This window comes from Telluria sp. ZT3P39, assembly GCF_059685935.1.
Genome location: NZ_JCASIH010000010.1, coordinates 40,018 through 54,867, shown reverse-complemented (window position 1 = coordinate 54,867; position 14,850 = coordinate 40,018). Strand labels below are relative to the sequence as shown.

Sequence of the window (14,850 nt, the reverse complement as noted above, 5' to 3'; positions counted from 1 at the left end):
CCTCGCCAGGCCGCTGGAGTTCACCAGCGGCCTGGCGTTGGCCGGAGCGGAAGGCCGTGGGCGCCTTTTGCCCGGCCATTTTTATTGGCCCAGCGCGGCCCGCTGCCGTTCTTCCTGTTCGCGCAATTGCGGCGTCATGGTGTCGCCGAAGTCTTCCATCTCGAAAATCTGGCGGATTTCGATCTCGGCTTCGCCGCTCGCCATCGGCATCGGCACGCGCTTGACCCAGTCGATGGCTTCCTGCCTGGAGTTCACGCGCCAGATCCAGAAGCCGGCCAGCAATTCGCTGGTCTCGGCAAAGGGCCCGTCGACCACGCGCACGCTGCCGTCCTTGGCGAACTGCACGCGGGCGCCCTTCGAGGAAGGCTGCAGGCCTTCGCCCGCCAGCATCACGCCGGCCTTGACCAGTTCGTCGTTGAAATTGCCCATGGCAACCAGCAGCTCTTCGCTCGGCATCACGCCCGCTTCGGTGTCCTTGTCCGCTTTCAGCAAAATCATGAATCGCATCGCTTCCTCCGTGTGGGTGGGTTGAATACGGCAGCTTCTCGCTCCATGCATTATTTGTGCGGCGCGAGTTCCAGGATGCGGTCGAAGGCCGCGCAAGCCCCGGCGCAGGCCTCGGCAATCTCTTCCGGCGTGCGCACGTTCGCGCGCAGCGCCAGCATGAAGGCGCGCCAGCGCGGGCCCGGGCCGCCGGCTTCGCCGCGCAGGTAGCGTAGCGGATGCGGCGCGAAGCGCTCGGCCAGGCGCGCATGCAGCACGGCGCCGCCCAATTGCGAGCCTTCGATCACATAGGCCACGCCCCAGCGGTAGGCGCTACTCGCGCCCGGGGGCCAGGCGCCGCCGGCACGCACCGGCAAAGGCGCCGGCATGCCGGGCTCCAGCAGGTCGGCGTCGATCAGTTCAAGGCGGCGGGTAGCCGGCAGGCCCGCTTCGGCCTGCGGGCCGTCGGCATAGCCGTCCAGCCAGGCCTGCAGGGGCAGCAGCCAGTCGCGCACCATCAGCAAGTGCCCGGCATAGTCTTGCAGGGAAGGCTCGGGGGCGGACAGGGGCAGGCCGCCGTCGAGGCGCTCGTGGCGGGCGGCGGTGGCGGTGCGCAGCGCGGCCAGGACATCGGCCTCGCGCATGGCGTCGTGGGAACGGTTCATCTAGGACAGGACATTCGGTGAATCGCTCATCTTACCAGCGTGACCCGTTCAATCCGCGACCGGCTCCGGATACTCGACGGAAAGAACCTCGAGCTCCTCGGCCCCGAGCGGCGTCTGCAGGGTGATCACATCGCCTTCCCTGGCCTTGGTCAGGGCGCGCGCCACCGGCGAGACCCAGCTGATCTTGCCCTTGAGCGGGTCGAGCTCGTCGATGCCGACGATGGTGACGGTGTGCTCTTCGCCCGCCTTGTTCAGGTAGGCGACGGTGGCGCCAAAAAAAACCTGGTCGTTGCCGTGGTGAACAGAAGGGTCGACCACGGCGGCGGAGTCGAGGCGCTTGGTGAGGAAGCGGATGCGGCGGTCGATCTCGCGCAGGCGGCGCTTGCCGTAGATGTAGTCGCCGTTTTCCGAGCGGTCGCCGTTCGACGCGGCCCAGTGCACGATGCGCACGACTTCCGGCCGGTCGACGTCGATCAGCTGCAGCAATTCGTCCTTGATGGCCTGGTAGCCGGCGGGCGTGATGTAGTTCTTGGCCCCGGCAGGGATGGCCTGGGCGAGCGCCAGCGCTTCGCCGTCGTCGTCGTCGTTGTCGGACTCTTTTACAAATGCCTTATTCATGGTCTTATTGTAACGGCAGCGGCGCCTCGATGCCCTTGCTTGCCGTATCATGCGCTCATGGACGGAGAAAAATCGGCGGGACATCCGGGACACAACACGCGCATCCATCCGCGGGCCGGCCGGCGCTCGCGGCTGCTCGCCCCCCTGGTGCAGCTGGCGGCGCTGGTGCTGCTGATCGAGTCCTGGACCTGGCAGGTCGGCAGCCGCGCCGCGGCCCGCCTGGCCGCCTGGCCGCCGCTGCGCTGGCTGGAAGCGCGCATCCGGCTCCTGCCGCCGTGGGCGGCCCTGAGCGTGTTCGTGCTGCCCGGGGTGCTGCTGTTTCCGGTCAAGCTGCTGGCCCTGTTCGCGATTGCCAAGGGTCATGCGCTGGCGGGCATCGCCACCTTCGCGGCCGCCAAGCTGGGCGGCGCCATGGTGGTGGCGCGCATCTACATATTGACTCTGCCGACCCTGCTCAGCCTCGTCTGGTTCGCACGCTGGCATGGCGGCTTCATCGCCCTGAAAGACCGCTGGCTGGCCGGCTTGCGCGCCAGCGCCTTCTGGCGCCGCACCCGCGTGGCCGTCAACGGCGCGCGCCGCGGACTGCGCCGCCTGCTGCGCCGCGCCGGGCGCCAGCCCAGCCACCTGTCGCGCGTGCTGCGCCGCTTCAACGCGCGCTTCAAGGCGCGCCAGCTGGCGCGGCGCGACGAAAAAACCGAAACCGAACAGTCATGAGTCCGAATCCCACCCTTGCCGCCGAAATGCAGGCGGCCGCCTCCGAGATCTTCCTGCTCGACGCCGCCACGCTCGCCATCGTCGACGCCAACCAGGCCGCGCGCCTGAACCTGGGATACGACGCGGCCAGCCTGGAGGCGATGGACGTGCACGCCATCGCCCCCAGGCTCGATCCGGGCGCGCTCTCCAGCCTGCTGGCCGGGCTGGGCGAGGAAATCGGCGCCCAGGTGGGCATCCGCACCCGCCTGCTGCGGGGCGACGGCAGCAGCTATCCGGTCAAGCTGTGCTTCCTGCGCATCGTGCGCGACGGCCGCTCGCTGCTGCTGGCGATCGCCGACGACCTGACGCTCGAGCAGGCCGCCGCCCAGGCCCTGGCGCAGTCGCAGGCGCGTTTCGACGCCATCGTGCGCAATACCCCGGGGCTGGTGTTCCAGCTGGTGCACTACCCGGACGGGCGCCTCGAATTCCCCTGGCTGAGCGAAGGCTGCCAGGCCCTGCTCGGCCTGTCCGTGCTCGAACTGCAGCGCGACGCGTCTCTTTTCGAAGGCCTGATCCTGCCGGACGACCGCAAGGGCTACCTGGATTGCATGGCGGCGTCGCGCGACCAGCTGGGCGCCTGGAACTGGGAAGGCCGGATCTGGATCGACGCCTGGAAAGACGTCAAGTGGATCAACCTGCGCGCCACCCCGCACGCGATCGACGGCGGTGGGGTGCAGTGGGACGGCATCATGACCAATATCAGCGACAGCAAGCAGGAGCAGCACGAGGTGGTGCGCTCGCGCTCGCGGCTGGCCGAGCTCACCGACCACATCGAGCAGGTCAAGGAACAGGAACGGGCCCGCATCGCGCGCGAGATCCACGACGACCTGGGCGGCAACCTCACGGCCATCAAGATGGCGCTGGCGATGCTGGCCGCGCGCCTGCCCGAGCAGCCGGTGCTGCTGGAAAAAGCCAACTACCTCGACGACCTGGTGGACCGCACCATCGAGGCGGTGCACCGGATCTCGCTCGACCTGCGCCCGACCATGCTCGACCTTGGCATCGTGGCCGCGCTCGAGTGGCAGGCAAGGGAATTCGAAAAGCAGATGGGCATTGCCTGCAGCTTCCGCTGTCCGGAGAATGACATCCTTCTCGACGACGACCACGCGACCGCCCTGTTCCGTATTTTCCAGGAAGCGCTGACGAATATCGCCAAGCATGCCGGCGCCACCCGCGTGACGGTGTCGCTGCGGCGGCAGCGCGCCCACCTGACCCTGGTCATCTGCGACAACGGGCGCGGCATCGAGCCCGCCGACCGCCTCAAGCCGCAGTCGTTCGGGCTGCGCGGGATGAGCGAGCGCGCCAAGGCGCTGGGCGGCACGCTGGCCTTGTCGCCAGCGCCCGGAGGTGGCACGATGGTGACCATCAAGACCAGGCTGGCTGCCCCGCAAGCACCGCGCGAGGCGGCCGCCCACCACGAGTTGAGCAACAGCGCAGGACAGAATGACTGACAAAGCAATCATCCGTGTATTCATTGCCGACGACCATGCCATCGTCCGCGAAGGCCTGAAGCAGATCCTGGCCGAACAGGGCGACATCATCGTGGCCGGCGAAGCGGAAACCGGGCTCGACGCCATCAAGCTGGTCGGCAAGTCGCGCCCCCACGTGATGCTGCTCGACATCTCTCTGCCCGACCGCAACGGCATCGAAGTGCTGAAACAGGTGCGCAAGGACCGGCCCGACCTGGCCGTGCTGATGCTGTCGATGCACCGCGAAGACCAGTATGCGATCCGTTCGCTCAAGGCCGGGGCCTCGGGCTACATGACCAAGCAGAGCGCGCCGCGCGAGCTGGTCACCGCGATCCGCCAGGTGGCGGCCGGCCAGAAATACGTCAGCGCCGCGCTGGCCCAGACCCTCGCCGCCCAGGTCGGCGAAGACCACGACGCACCGCTGCACGACGCCTTGTCCGACCGTGAATACCAGACCCTGACCATGATCGCCTCCGGGATGTCGGTCAGCGACATCGCCCGCGAACTGTCGCTGTCGGTGAAGACCGTGAGCGAATACCGCGCCCGTTTGCTCGTGAAGATGAAGCTCAAGAACAGTGCGGAGTTGACGCATTATGCGATTCGCAACCAGTTGGTTTCATAGCATCAAAGATCTTTGTTACTGTTTTTTAATTGATGGTTGGCAATAAAGATGCTTATCATTACGCCAAACCGCAATCCGCGTCATTACAGCCATGTCCACCACGTCGTCCCCCTCCCCCATTGTCCCCGGCCAGAATCCTGCCGATATTGCCCGTGAAGCGTTCCGGCGCCTCGCGACGCGCCGCATTGCGCCGACGCCGGACGCCTACCGCGCCATCTACGACGAGATCGCCGGCGTCCCCCCGGCCCCCGCCGCGCCGGCCGTCAACCCGGCCGCCGAGGTTTTGGAATCCTTCGCCCGCCGCCTGGCCGATACGCCGGGCGAGGTGTCGGAATACGGCCGCCGCCTGCTGCGCGCGTCGAAGGCCGCCGACTGGGCCGGCTACGCCCAGGCGCTGGGCCAGATGGCCGAGCGCCACCTGCGCCGCAACACGCCGGTGATGGCGATGGGCGACGAAGACCCGGACGCGCGCCACCTGCGCGAGATGCTGGGCCGGTCGCTGGCCTTTGCCCTGGCGACCCTATTGGCCGGCAGCAAGGACCTGGTGCTCGAGGCCGAAACTCTGGGCGGCGCCGTCAAGCTGGCGCGCGGCGACGAACTCGGTGAGCTGTCCAGCCGCCTGAAGCAGCTGTGCTACCAGGTCGAACTGCACAGCGGCGACCAGGCCGAGCAGCGCGAACTGCTGCTGCGCCTGTTCCGGCTGCTGCTGGATAACGTCAACGAGCTGCTCGACGACGACAGCTGGATGCGCGGCCAGATCGCCGCCGTGCAGGACCTGATCTCGGGGCCGCTCGATACCCGCTCGCTGGAAGACGCGACCCGCAGCCTGAAGGATGTGATCCTCAAGCAGGGCCAGCTCAAGCACAGCATCTCGGACGTGCGCGCCACCGTCAAGAACATGATGATGACCTTCATCGACCGCCTCGGTTCGGTGGCGGCCTCGACCGGCGACTACCACGCCAAGCTGGGCACCTTCTCGAAGCGCATCAGCGGGGCGGCCAACATCGACGAACTCAACGACATGCTGGAAGAAGTGCTGCGCGAGACCCGCCGGGCGCAGATCGATGCGCTGGCGTCGCGCGACCGCATGATGGAGGTGCACCGCGAAGTACAGGAAGCCGAGGACCGCATCCGCCTGCTGGAAGCGGAGCTCCAGCATATGAGCGAGCTGGTGCGTGAAGACCAGCTGACCGGCAGCCTGAACCGGCGCGGCCTGGAAGAAGTGTTCGGGCGCGAAAGCGCGCGCGCCGACCGCCGCAACACGCCGCTATGCGTGGCGATGCTCGACCTCGACAATTTCAAGAAACTCAACGATACCTACGGCCACCTGGCCGGCGACGGCGCCCTGAAGCACCTGGTGACGGTGGTGCGCGACACGCTGCGCTCGATGGACGTGATCGCCCGCTTCGGCGGCGAGGAATTCCTGATCCTGCTGCCCGAGACCACGGTCGAGGCGGCAGCGGCGGCGATGGTGCGGGTGCAGCGCGAGCTGACCCGCCATTTCTTCATGCACGAGAACGAGAAAATGCTGATCACTTTCTCGTGCGGCGTGGCGCTGCGGGTGCCGAACGAAGGCCAGGAGAGTCTGATGGCGCGGGCCGACCGCGCCATGTACCAGGCCAAGCAGACCGGCAAGAACCGGGTCGTGGTGGCGAATTAAGCCGCGCTAACCCATTTCTTCGCTAGATTAATCCCTCTTATTGAGTAAGCGCGCCCGGACGCGGCGCGCTGCGCATCTCGTCCTTGGCGCCCTGGGCGCCCACCGCCTTGAGCATGCGGTCGGTCGAGGTGCGCTTGGCCAGGCGGCTGCCCGTCATCGTATGCCCATCCTGGCCGGCCGTGTTGGAGGTATCCGCGGCGACTTCCGCCATGGTCGGCGTCGGATCGGTGTCGGGCGCCGAGGCGCATCCCGTCAATCCCAGCGCCAGCACGGCGCATGCAGCAGCAATCGTCTTCATTTTTTCTCTCTCCGGACAAGAAACGCGTTGGTTCGTGTGCGGCCATCAGGGCCGCGCCCGCCAAAATCGTAACAGTTTTGCATCACCCCGGCGCATGTGGCGGCAAATTATTCTGGACGAAGAGAAAAAATAAATCTTTTTTTGCCCTAAAGTTCGCCATTCCACGGTCGTTTAGACGCGCTGCCGAAAGAAACTTGAGCGAAAAGAGGCGGAATTAATTTCGCTCCGGGCCCTCAAGTTCTTGCCGCAAAGCACGTTACCAGCAACAACAGCGGTGTGATCGTCACGGAACAGCGTGGCGCACCAAAGTGAACAGGGCAAGGCAGCCCACCCCTGAAAGACCTAGTCTGGAGAAACACCATGGCATCCGTAATCAATACCAACGTCGCATCCCTGAACTCGCAGCGTAACCTGTCGACCTCGCAAGCATCCCTGAACACCTCGATCCAGCGCCTGTCGTCGGGTCTGCGCATCAACAGCGCCAAGGACGACGCTGCCGGCCTGGCAATCTCGGACCGCATGAGCTCGCAGATCCGCGGCATGAACCAAGCAACCCGCAATGCGAACGACGGCGTGTCGATGGCCCAGACGGCTGAAGGCGCCCTGTCGAGCTCCGGCGAAATCCTGCAGCGTGTCCGCGAACTGGCAGTGCAGTCGTCGAACTCGTCGAACTCGGCCGGTGACCGCAAGGCCCTGCAGACCGAAGTGACCGAACTGACCTCGGAACTGAACCGTATCGCCAACACCACCGAATTCAACGGCCAGAAGCTGCTGGACGGCTCGATGGGCACCGCGAACTTCCAGGTCGGCGCCAATGCAGGCCAGCTGATCTCGATGACCGGCTCGAACTTCAGCACCTCGACCTACGGCAACAACAACGTCGGCAAGGATGCGAACGCCGTCGTCGCGGCAACCACCGCTGCCGCCGGCACCGCAGCCGTCTCGGGTTTCCTGGGCAGCGCCAACGTCGCTACCACCGCTACCGATACCGCCAAGTCGATCGCTTCGAAGATCAACGCCGAAACGTCGAAGACCGGTGTGACCGCTTCGGCGACCACCGAAGTGCAGATCGACGGCGCAGCCGGTTCGTACGCACTGGACCTGACCTCGGACAACTCGACCGCAGTGCGCGTCTCGTTCTCGATCGGCGGCGCCGGCGCCACGGCCGACGACTTCGCATCGGGCATCAGCGCAATCAATGCCCAGACCGCCAAGACCGGCGTGACCGCATCGTTCGACTCGGCCAACGGCGGCGGCATCAAGCTGACCAATGCTTCGGGCAACGACATCAAGCTCGAGAACAAGAACGCTGCTGCCGGTGCTGCGATGACCATGGCCAGCTACAAGGCCGACGGCACCACCAACGCCAGTTTCTCGGTTGTTGCAAACACCGGCGTCGGCACTGCCAACGGCCGCGTGTCGATGGACTCGGAAAAGAGCTTCTCGGTTGCCGAAACCACCGCCACCGGCTTCGCGCTGGCCGGCAGCTCGAACCTGAAGTCGGTCGCCAACATCGACGTCAGCACCTTCGACGGCGCACAGGCCGCGATCAAGGCAGCCGACGCCGCCCTGTCGTCGGTCAACAGCCAGCGCGCTTCGTACGGCGCACTGCAGTCGCGCTTCGAATCGGCGATCTCGAACCTGTCGTCGACCACCGAGAACCTGTCGGCATCGCGCAGCCGCATCGTCGATACCGACTTCGCTGCTGAAACCGCGAAAATGACCCGCGGCCAGATCCTGCAACAGGCTGGTACCTCGATGCTGGCCCAGGCCAACTCGCTGCCGAACGGTGTCCTGTCGCTGCTGCGTGGTTAATTACCGACGGACTGACTAGTCCATCCGTGCTGTAAAACGGTTCCTCGGCTGAAGAAATTCAGCCGGGGAATTTTTGCTAGGGAAGTCACATGAACATCCAATCTCTTGGTTCACCCGTGGCGTCGCGGCTGGAGGAGCGCACGCTCGCTCCGATCGAGCAGCAAAAGGCGGAGCCCACCAAGGCGGTGAAGCCCACCGAGGCCCCCGGAACGACCCCGGCATCGCGCGCGCAGCCGTCGCGCGAGCAGGTCGACGATGCCGTCCGCAAGATCAACGAGGGCATGGCAGCCACCTTGCAAAGCCTGGAATTCGCAATCGACGATGACAGCAAGGAAATCGTGGTCAAGATCATCGACCAGGGCACCCGCGAAGTGGTGCGCCAGATTCCTTCCGTCGAAGCGCTCGAGATCGCCAAGTCCATCGACAAGATGCGCGGCCTCCTGATCAGCCAGACTGCCTGAGCCGGTTCTACCTTATTACCGCCGGCGCACGTTCCCCGGGAGCGTGCGCTGCGCTTCCGCGCCTGCCGCCGGCGCGCGCATCCGCACATGATGTCTTCCTGCCATCCCTGTTTTTAACTATTTGAATTGGGATACCTTTCCCGCTCTTAAGTCCGGTTTGCTTCTGTCGATAATGACTTACATTATCGCTTTCACGGGAGAAACAAAGTGGGCATCAGTTCATCCGGCATCGGCTCCGGCCTCGACGTCGACGGCATCATCAGCAAGCTGATGCAGGCCGAAGCAGCCCCGCTCGCCAGCTTCGACAAGAAGGCAGCCGCGCTGCAGGCGCGCATGGGCGCGCTCGGCAAAGTCGGCGCCGCGGTCGGCGGCTTCCAGGGCGCCCTGACCGCGCTCAATTCTCCCTCGACCTTCAGCGCCCTGAATACCGCATCGAGCAACAAGGACCTGCTCAGCGCCACCGCCGGGACCGGCGCGGTGCCGGGCAAGTACAGCATCAACGTGTCGCAGCTGGCGTCGGCCCAGAGCCTGACCACCGCCGGCAGGGCCAGCATGAGCGCGACCATCGGCAGCGGCGCCAGGACCACCCTGACCTTCCAGTTCGGCAGCATCGGCGGCGGCAGCTTCGGCGTGGCCGGCACCGCGCTGGGCGCATCGATCGCCACCGGCGGCATCAGCAACGGTTCGCTGACGCTCAACGGCGCCCCCATCACCACCAGCGCGGCCACCCGCAGCGCGGCCCAGCTGGCCGAAGCGATCAACGCCAGGAGCGACACCACGGGGGTGACTGCCAAGGCCGGAACCGCCACCAGCGCGGCGAACCTGTTCGCCAGTTTCGGCACGGTCACCACCGCTGCCACCGCCAGCTATACGCTGTCGGTCGGCGGCGTGGCGATCGCGAGCCAGGCCGGCAGCGGCGCCTCGCTCGACGCCGCCGGCGTCGACGCGGCGCTGGCCAGCGGCACCGTCGGCGCGGCGCTGGCGGCCGCCAACATCACCTATAGCGGCAACGCCCTGGACGGCAGCCTGCAATTCACCGCGGCCGACGGCTCCAACCTGACCGTACTCGAAGCCATCGGCGGCAGCGGCGCGGTCACCGGCGGCCTGGGAGGCGTCGGCGTTGCCAACACCGGCACCAGCGTCACCACCACCGCAGGCGTGACCCTGAGCTCGCGCGACGGCAGCCAGATCCTGGTCGGCGGCACCAACCCGGCCGCTGCCGGCCTGGTCGCCGGCAGCGCCGGCAGCTACCTGGCGGGCGCGGCCTTCGCCCAGGATGGCGCGCAGGCCAGCGGCACCGTGACCCTCGAGGCCGGCAGCCAGTCGCTGCAGGGCATCCGCGACGCCATCAACAAGGCCAACATCGGCGTGACGGCGACCATCGTGTCGGACGGCGGCGACAACCCCTACCACCTGGTGCTGACCTCGAACAAGACCGGCGCCAAGTCGTCGATGAAGATCGGCGTCGACGGGGCCGACGGCCAGCCGCCCGATCCGGCCATCGCCGCCCTGCTCGGCCACGATCCCGGCGGTGCCCAGGGGCTGACCCAGACCAGCGCGGCCCAGGACACCCTGCTCAACATGAACGGGATCGACATCCGCAGCAGCAGCACGACCGTCACCGACGCCGTGCAGGGCGTGTCGCTGGACATCACCGCGACCGGCAGCACCAGCCTGAACATTACCCGCGACACCGCGAGCGTCTCGACCGCCGTCAACAATTTCGTCAAGGCCTATAACGACCTGAGCAAGACGATTTCGAGCCTGACCGGCTACAACGCCGAAACCAGGACCGCCGGCGTGCTGCAGGGCGACCCGGGTGTGCGCTCGATCCAGAGCCAGCTGCGGCGCCAGCTCGGGGCCGCGGTCGAAGGCCTGGGCGGCAAGCTGACCACGCTCGGCCAGGTCGGCATCGCCTTCCAGCGCGACGGCACCCTGGCGGTGGATGCAACCAAGCTCAACAAAGCCGTCAACGACAATTACGCCGAGATCGGCGGCCTGTTCGCTGCGATGGGCAGCGCCACCGACGGCATGGTCAAGTTCGACAAGTCGACTGCCGCCACCAAGCCCGGCGTCTATGGCGTCAACATCGCCAGCATGGCCAGCCAGGGCACGCTGACCAGCGCCGCGGCGCTGGCCGGCCCGACCACGATCAGTCCGAACACGACCTGGCGCATCACGCTCAACCAGACCGATCCGGTCACCGAGAGCAAGACCCAGGAGATTGCGCTGGCAGCCGGCACCTACACCAATGCGCAGCTGGTGGCCATGCTGCGCGCGGCGGTGAACGGCAATACCGTCTTTGCCGGCGCCGGCGACACGGTCGAGACCAAAATCGACGACAGCGGACGCCTGTCGGTTTCGTCGAGCAAGTACGGCGCGAATTCGAACGTCTCGATTTCCAGCGTCAGCGGCAGCGACCCCGCCACCCTGTTCGGGGGCGCCGCGCCGGTGGCCGGCACGGACGTCCAGGGCACGATCGGCGGCGTCGCCGCCACCGGCAACGGCCAGGCGCTCACCGCTGCCGCGGGCTCGCCCGCGGAAGGCATCCAGCTCTCGATCACGGGCGGCCTGGTCGGCGAGCGCGGCACCGTCAGTTTTTCCAAGGGCTTCGCCTTCGAGCTGACCAACCTGACCGCCGGCTTCACCGGCAAGGGCAGCCTGCTGACCGGCAAAACCGACAGCATGAATATCACGCTCAAATCCATCGCCACGGCGCGCAACCAGTTCAGCGCGCGCCTGGAAACCATTGAAAAACGCTACCGCGCCCAGTTCACCGCGCTCGACAGCGCGCTGATGTCGATGCAATCGACCTCGGCTTACCTGACCCAGCAGCTTGCGGCGCTCACCGCGAACGCAGGCTAATCTCACAGTACCTGGAGAACACCATGTTTGGAACCATGCAACGCGGCGTTGGCGCCTACGCGAAAGTCGGTCTCGAGACCGGCGTCGCCTCGGCTTCGCCACACAAACTCATCGTCATGCTGTATGACGGCGCCCTGGTGTCGATCCTGAGCGGCATCACGAATATGAAGGCCGGCAATGTCGCCGCCAAGGGTGCCGCGATTTCGAAAGCCATCAACATCGTCGACAACGGCCTGCGCGCCGCGCTCGACAAGAAAGTCGGCGGCGAGATCGCCCAGAACCTGGACGCCCTGTACGAATACGTCAGCGCCCGCATGCTCAAGGCAAACCTGTCGAACGACCCGGCGATCCTGGAAGAAGTCCATGCCTTGCTGTCCGACCTGCGCGATGCATGGAATGCGATCGATCCGCTGGCCGCCGGGAACCTGCCGGCCGCCGCCCCTGCGCCCCTGCGCGCACCGACCCTGATGAGTGCCTGAGCCATGCCCATGATGACCAGCGAAGATATCGTCGACGTGTACGAGACCATGGCGGTAATCACCGACCAGATGCTGCGCGCCGCCAATGACAACGATTGGGACCGCCTGACCGAACTCGAGCAGCAGTGCGCCCTGCACGTGCGCCAGTTGAAGGAACACGAGCAGGGAGCCCTCGCCGGCGCCGCGCGCGTCAAGAAAGTCGACGCGATCCGCCGCATGCTCGCCGCCGACCGCCAGATCCGCGACCTCGCCACCCCGTGGATGGCGCGCCTGTCGGCCCTGATCAGCAATACCTCGACCGAACGCCGCGTCGCGCGCGCCTACGGCATCTAGGCCGCAAGGCCTTTCCTAGAGCATGCTGCCGCGCGAGCTCGTCTCTGCAATCGTGCGCACCGGGCCGGTGGTCCCGGCCGAGCAGCTCGCCGATCCGCGCCAGCAAGCCTTTGCGCGCGCCCTCGCCCCCCAGCTGGGCAAGGCGCTGCACGGTGAAGTCCTGGCGAAGCTGGCCGACGGCAGTTTCGTCGTCAAGGTCGCCAACATCCCCGCCCGCATGCAGTTGCCCGCAGGGGTCCAGGTCGGCGCCGACGTGCCCTTGACCCTGCTGTCGGTTTCCCCGCGCCCCACCTTCCAGGTCGGCACTGCCGCCAACCCGGTGTTTTCCGAAGCCGGCCCGCCGCTGCCGCAAGGCGCCGACCCGGGCAAGGCGCCGCTGGCGATGCGCGAAGGCGCCGCGCCAGGGGCCGGCGCCGCGGTCAATCGCGCCGCCGCCCTGCTGCAGGCCACCGCCGCCGGCGCCGGCGCGCTGCTGGGCGGCCTCGAGACCAACACCACCACCCTGAGCCAGGCCGGCAAGACCATCGGCAGCGTGCTGGCCGCCGCCCAGAAGGCCGAGACGCCCATGACGGCGCTGGTCGGCCGCGCCCCGCTGGTGGCATCAAACAACGCCGATGCGGCCAGCATCGCGAAAGGCCTGGAGCATGCGGTCGGCAAAAGCGGCCTGTTCTACGAATCGCACGTGGCCGAATGGGCGCAGGGCGCCCGTGGGCTCGCCGAACTGAACGCCGAACCGCAGCAGCAGCTGGCGCGCGAAGGCGTGCGCCAGTCGCCGCTCGACCCGGCCACCGCCCAGTTCATCAACCTGCAGCTCAGCACCCAGGAACAGGCCCAGCTCACCTGGCAGGGCAATTTGTGGCCGGGCCAGCCGATGCAGCTCGACGTAGCCCGGGATACCCGCGAAGGCCACGAGGAAGCCGGCGAGGCGGAGCAATCCTGGCACAGCCGCCTGCGCCTGCATTTCCCGGAACTGGGCGAGCTCGATGCGCGCCTGAGCTTCAGCGGCGGGCGCCTGCAGGTGCAGTTCGCCGCGGGCAGCGAATCGACCGCCCATCTATTACGCCAGCACATGGGCAGCCTGGCCGGCGCGCTCGATGCGGCCGGCACCGAGCTGGCCGGCTTCGAGGTGCGCGCGCATGGCGTCGAAGCGGGGCCCGGCGCCCCGCCGGAGCAGCAGGCCGGATGAGCGGGCTCGAGAAGAAGCGGCGCCAGAGCGCCGTCGCCATCGCCTATGGCGGCGGCGACGCCGCGCCGAAGGTGGTGGCCAAGGGCCAGGGCCTGGTCGCCGAGCAGATCATGCGCCGCGCAAACGAGGCCGGCGTCTTCGTGCACGAGTCGAAAGAGCTGGTCCAGCTGCTGATGGGCGTGGACCTCGACCGTGAGATCCCCCCTGCCCTGTATCGGGCAATTGCGGAACTGTTGGCATGGCTATATCATATTGAGTCGGCGCAAAAGCATGGGGCACCAATAATGCCCCCGCCGGATCCGACGCCCCACCTCAACCTGGACGACGCGGCGAACGCTGGTATAAGCAATGAATAATCAGGAACTGGATAACTGGCACGACTACGAGGTGGAGTCGCGCCGTGAAATCGTGGCGCTGCTGCGCCAGATCAGCGAGAAGCACCAGCTGATCCGCATGCTGGTCAAGGGCGAGGCCGATGTCTGCGTCACCTCCATCCTCGACGTGGATCCCGAGACCAACACCATGGTGCTGGACCGCTCGATCGACCGCAGCCAGAACGAGCGCATCGTCGCGGCCGGCGAGGTGCGCTGCGAAACCTCGCTCGACAAGATCCGCATTCTGTTTTCCGCCGACGAGCTGCGCCCGATCGAGTTCGAGGGCACTGCCGCGCTGCGCGCCGACATCCCGCCGACCCTGATCCGCCTGCAGCGGCGCGAGTATTACCGGATGGAGACGCCGGTGTCGAACCCGGTGCGCGCGATCATCCCGCTGCCGCCCGAACTGGGCGCGGGCACCGGCGTCTTCCCGCTGCACGACATCAGCTGCGGCGGCATCGCCATCCTCGACAACAAGCTCCAGCTCGGCACCACGATCGGCGAGGATTTCCCCAACTGCCGCATCGAACTGCCCGAGGTCGGTCCCGTCACGGTGACGCTCCAGGTGCGCAATTCGCTGGACGTGACCCTGCTGAACAACAAGGCCAACCGCCGCCTGGGGCTGCAGTTCATCGACATCTCGCGCGGCGGCATGGCGGGGGTGCAGCGCTACATCACCAAGCTCGAACGCGAGCGCAACGCGCGCCTGGCGGGACTGGCCTGAAACTTGACCGGCCGGTGAAATATTAAGTCGCCTTTCAGTCACTAA

At 66.8% G+C, this 14,850-nt stretch carries 16 protein-coding genes; 12 read left to right on the top strand and 4 right to left on the bottom strand.

From position 1 onward, the window contains the following. Positions 1 to 81 precede the first annotated feature (81 nt). Genes AC56LR_RS12005 through greB form a run of 3 tightly spaced genes read right to left on the bottom strand, consistent with a single transcriptional unit; the run spans position 82 to position 1,766 of the window. Positions 82 to 507 carry a YciI family protein gene (locus AC56LR_RS12005; RefSeq protein ID WP_497130580.1) on the bottom strand — a complete coding sequence of 142 codons (426 nt, stop codon included), beginning with the start codon at positions 505 to 507 and terminating at the stop codon, positions 82 to 84. Positions 508 to 557: 50 nt separating this feature from the next. Continuing rightward, positions 558 to 1,148 carry a biliverdin-producing heme oxygenase gene (locus tag AC56LR_RS12000; protein ID WP_497130578.1) on the bottom strand — a complete coding sequence of 197 codons (591 nt, stop codon included), beginning with the start codon at positions 1,146 to 1,148 and terminating at the stop codon, positions 558 to 560. Between the two features lie 48 nt (positions 1,149 to 1,196). Continuing rightward, positions 1,197 to 1,766 (bottom strand): transcription elongation factor GreB, encoded by a 570-nt coding sequence (gene greB, locus AC56LR_RS11995; RefSeq protein WP_497130577.1) that lies wholly within the window; start codon positions 1,764 to 1,766, stop codon positions 1,197 to 1,199. Positions 1,767 to 1,823: 57 nt separating this feature from the next. Between greB and AC56LR_RS11990 the strand changes: the two genes are divergently transcribed. From AC56LR_RS11990 to AC56LR_RS11975, 4 genes are all read left to right on the top strand, one after another. Continuing rightward, positions 1,824 to 2,480 carry a hypothetical protein gene (locus AC56LR_RS11990; protein WP_497130576.1) on the top strand — a complete coding sequence of 219 codons (657 nt, stop codon included), beginning with the start codon at positions 1,824 to 1,826 and terminating at the stop codon, positions 2,478 to 2,480. Beyond that, positions 2,477 to 3,970 (top strand): sensor histidine kinase, encoded by a 1,494-nt coding sequence (locus AC56LR_RS11985; protein ID WP_497130575.1) that lies wholly within the window; start codon positions 2,477 to 2,479, stop codon positions 3,968 to 3,970. Before AC56LR_RS11990 ends, AC56LR_RS11985 begins: the two co-directional genes overlap by 4 nt. Further along, positions 3,963 to 4,610 carry a response regulator gene (locus AC56LR_RS11980; RefSeq protein WP_497130573.1) on the top strand — a complete coding sequence of 216 codons (648 nt, stop codon included), beginning with the start codon at positions 3,963 to 3,965 and terminating at the stop codon, positions 4,608 to 4,610. The genes AC56LR_RS11985 and AC56LR_RS11980 overlap by 8 nt, the downstream gene beginning before the upstream one ends. 91 nt (positions 4,611 to 4,701) lie before the next feature. Continuing rightward, entirely contained in the window at positions 4,702 to 6,270 is a 1,569-nt protein-coding gene (locus AC56LR_RS11975; RefSeq protein WP_497130571.1) for a GGDEF domain-containing protein, read from the top strand. Positions 6,271 to 6,307: 37 nt separating this feature from the next. On the opposite strand, the gene AC56LR_RS11970 is transcribed toward AC56LR_RS11975, so the two are convergent. Further along, positions 6,308 to 6,568, bottom strand: a complete 261-nt coding sequence (locus AC56LR_RS11970; protein ID WP_497130569.1) for a hypothetical protein — start codon at positions 6,566 to 6,568, stop codon at positions 6,308 to 6,310. 360 nt (positions 6,569 to 6,928) lie between these two features. Here AC56LR_RS11970 and AC56LR_RS11965 point away from each other — a divergent pair, with 360 nt between their 5' ends. The 8 genes from AC56LR_RS11965 (at position 6,929) to AC56LR_RS11930 (ending at position 14,805) form a co-directional block, all read left to right on the top strand. Beyond that, positions 6,929 to 8,383, top strand: a complete 1,455-nt coding sequence (locus AC56LR_RS11965; protein WP_497130567.1) for a flagellin N-terminal helical domain-containing protein — start codon at positions 6,929 to 6,931, stop codon at positions 8,381 to 8,383. Positions 8,384 to 8,472: 89 nt separating this feature from the next. Continuing rightward, positions 8,473 to 8,844: a flagellar protein FlaG gene (locus AC56LR_RS11960; protein ID WP_497130565.1), complete on the top strand. Its 372-nt coding sequence runs from the start codon at positions 8,473 to 8,475 to the stop codon at positions 8,842 to 8,844. A 207-nt stretch (positions 8,845 to 9,051) separates the two neighbouring features. After that, positions 9,052 to 11,709: a flagellar filament capping protein FliD gene (fliD, locus tag AC56LR_RS11955; RefSeq protein WP_497130564.1), complete on the top strand. Its 2,658-nt coding sequence runs from the start codon at positions 9,052 to 9,054 to the stop codon at positions 11,707 to 11,709. Between the two features lie 23 nt (positions 11,710 to 11,732). Beyond that, entirely contained in the window at positions 11,733 to 12,188 is a 456-nt protein-coding gene (fliS, locus tag AC56LR_RS11950; RefSeq protein WP_497130563.1) for a flagellar export chaperone FliS, read from the top strand. A 9-nt stretch (positions 12,189 to 12,197) separates the two neighbouring features. After that, positions 12,198 to 12,521 carry a flagellar protein FliT gene (locus tag AC56LR_RS11945; protein WP_497130561.1) on the top strand — a complete coding sequence of 108 codons (324 nt, stop codon included), beginning with the start codon at positions 12,198 to 12,200 and terminating at the stop codon, positions 12,519 to 12,521. Positions 12,522 to 12,543: 22 nt separating this feature from the next. Continuing rightward, entirely contained in the window at positions 12,544 to 13,707 is a 1,164-nt protein-coding gene (gene fliK / locus AC56LR_RS11940) for a flagellar hook-length control protein FliK (protein WP_497130559.1), read from the top strand. Continuing rightward, positions 13,704 to 14,063: an EscU/YscU/HrcU family type III secretion system export apparatus switch protein gene (locus tag AC56LR_RS11935; protein WP_497130557.1), complete on the top strand. Its 360-nt coding sequence runs from the start codon at positions 13,704 to 13,706 to the stop codon at positions 14,061 to 14,063. The genes fliK and AC56LR_RS11935 overlap by 4 nt, the downstream gene beginning before the upstream one ends. Next, entirely contained in the window at positions 14,056 to 14,805 is a 750-nt protein-coding gene (locus tag AC56LR_RS11930; RefSeq protein WP_497130555.1) for a flagellar brake protein, read from the top strand. Before AC56LR_RS11935 ends, AC56LR_RS11930 begins: the two co-directional genes overlap by 8 nt. The last annotated feature ends 45 nt before the right edge of the window (positions 14,806 to 14,850 follow it).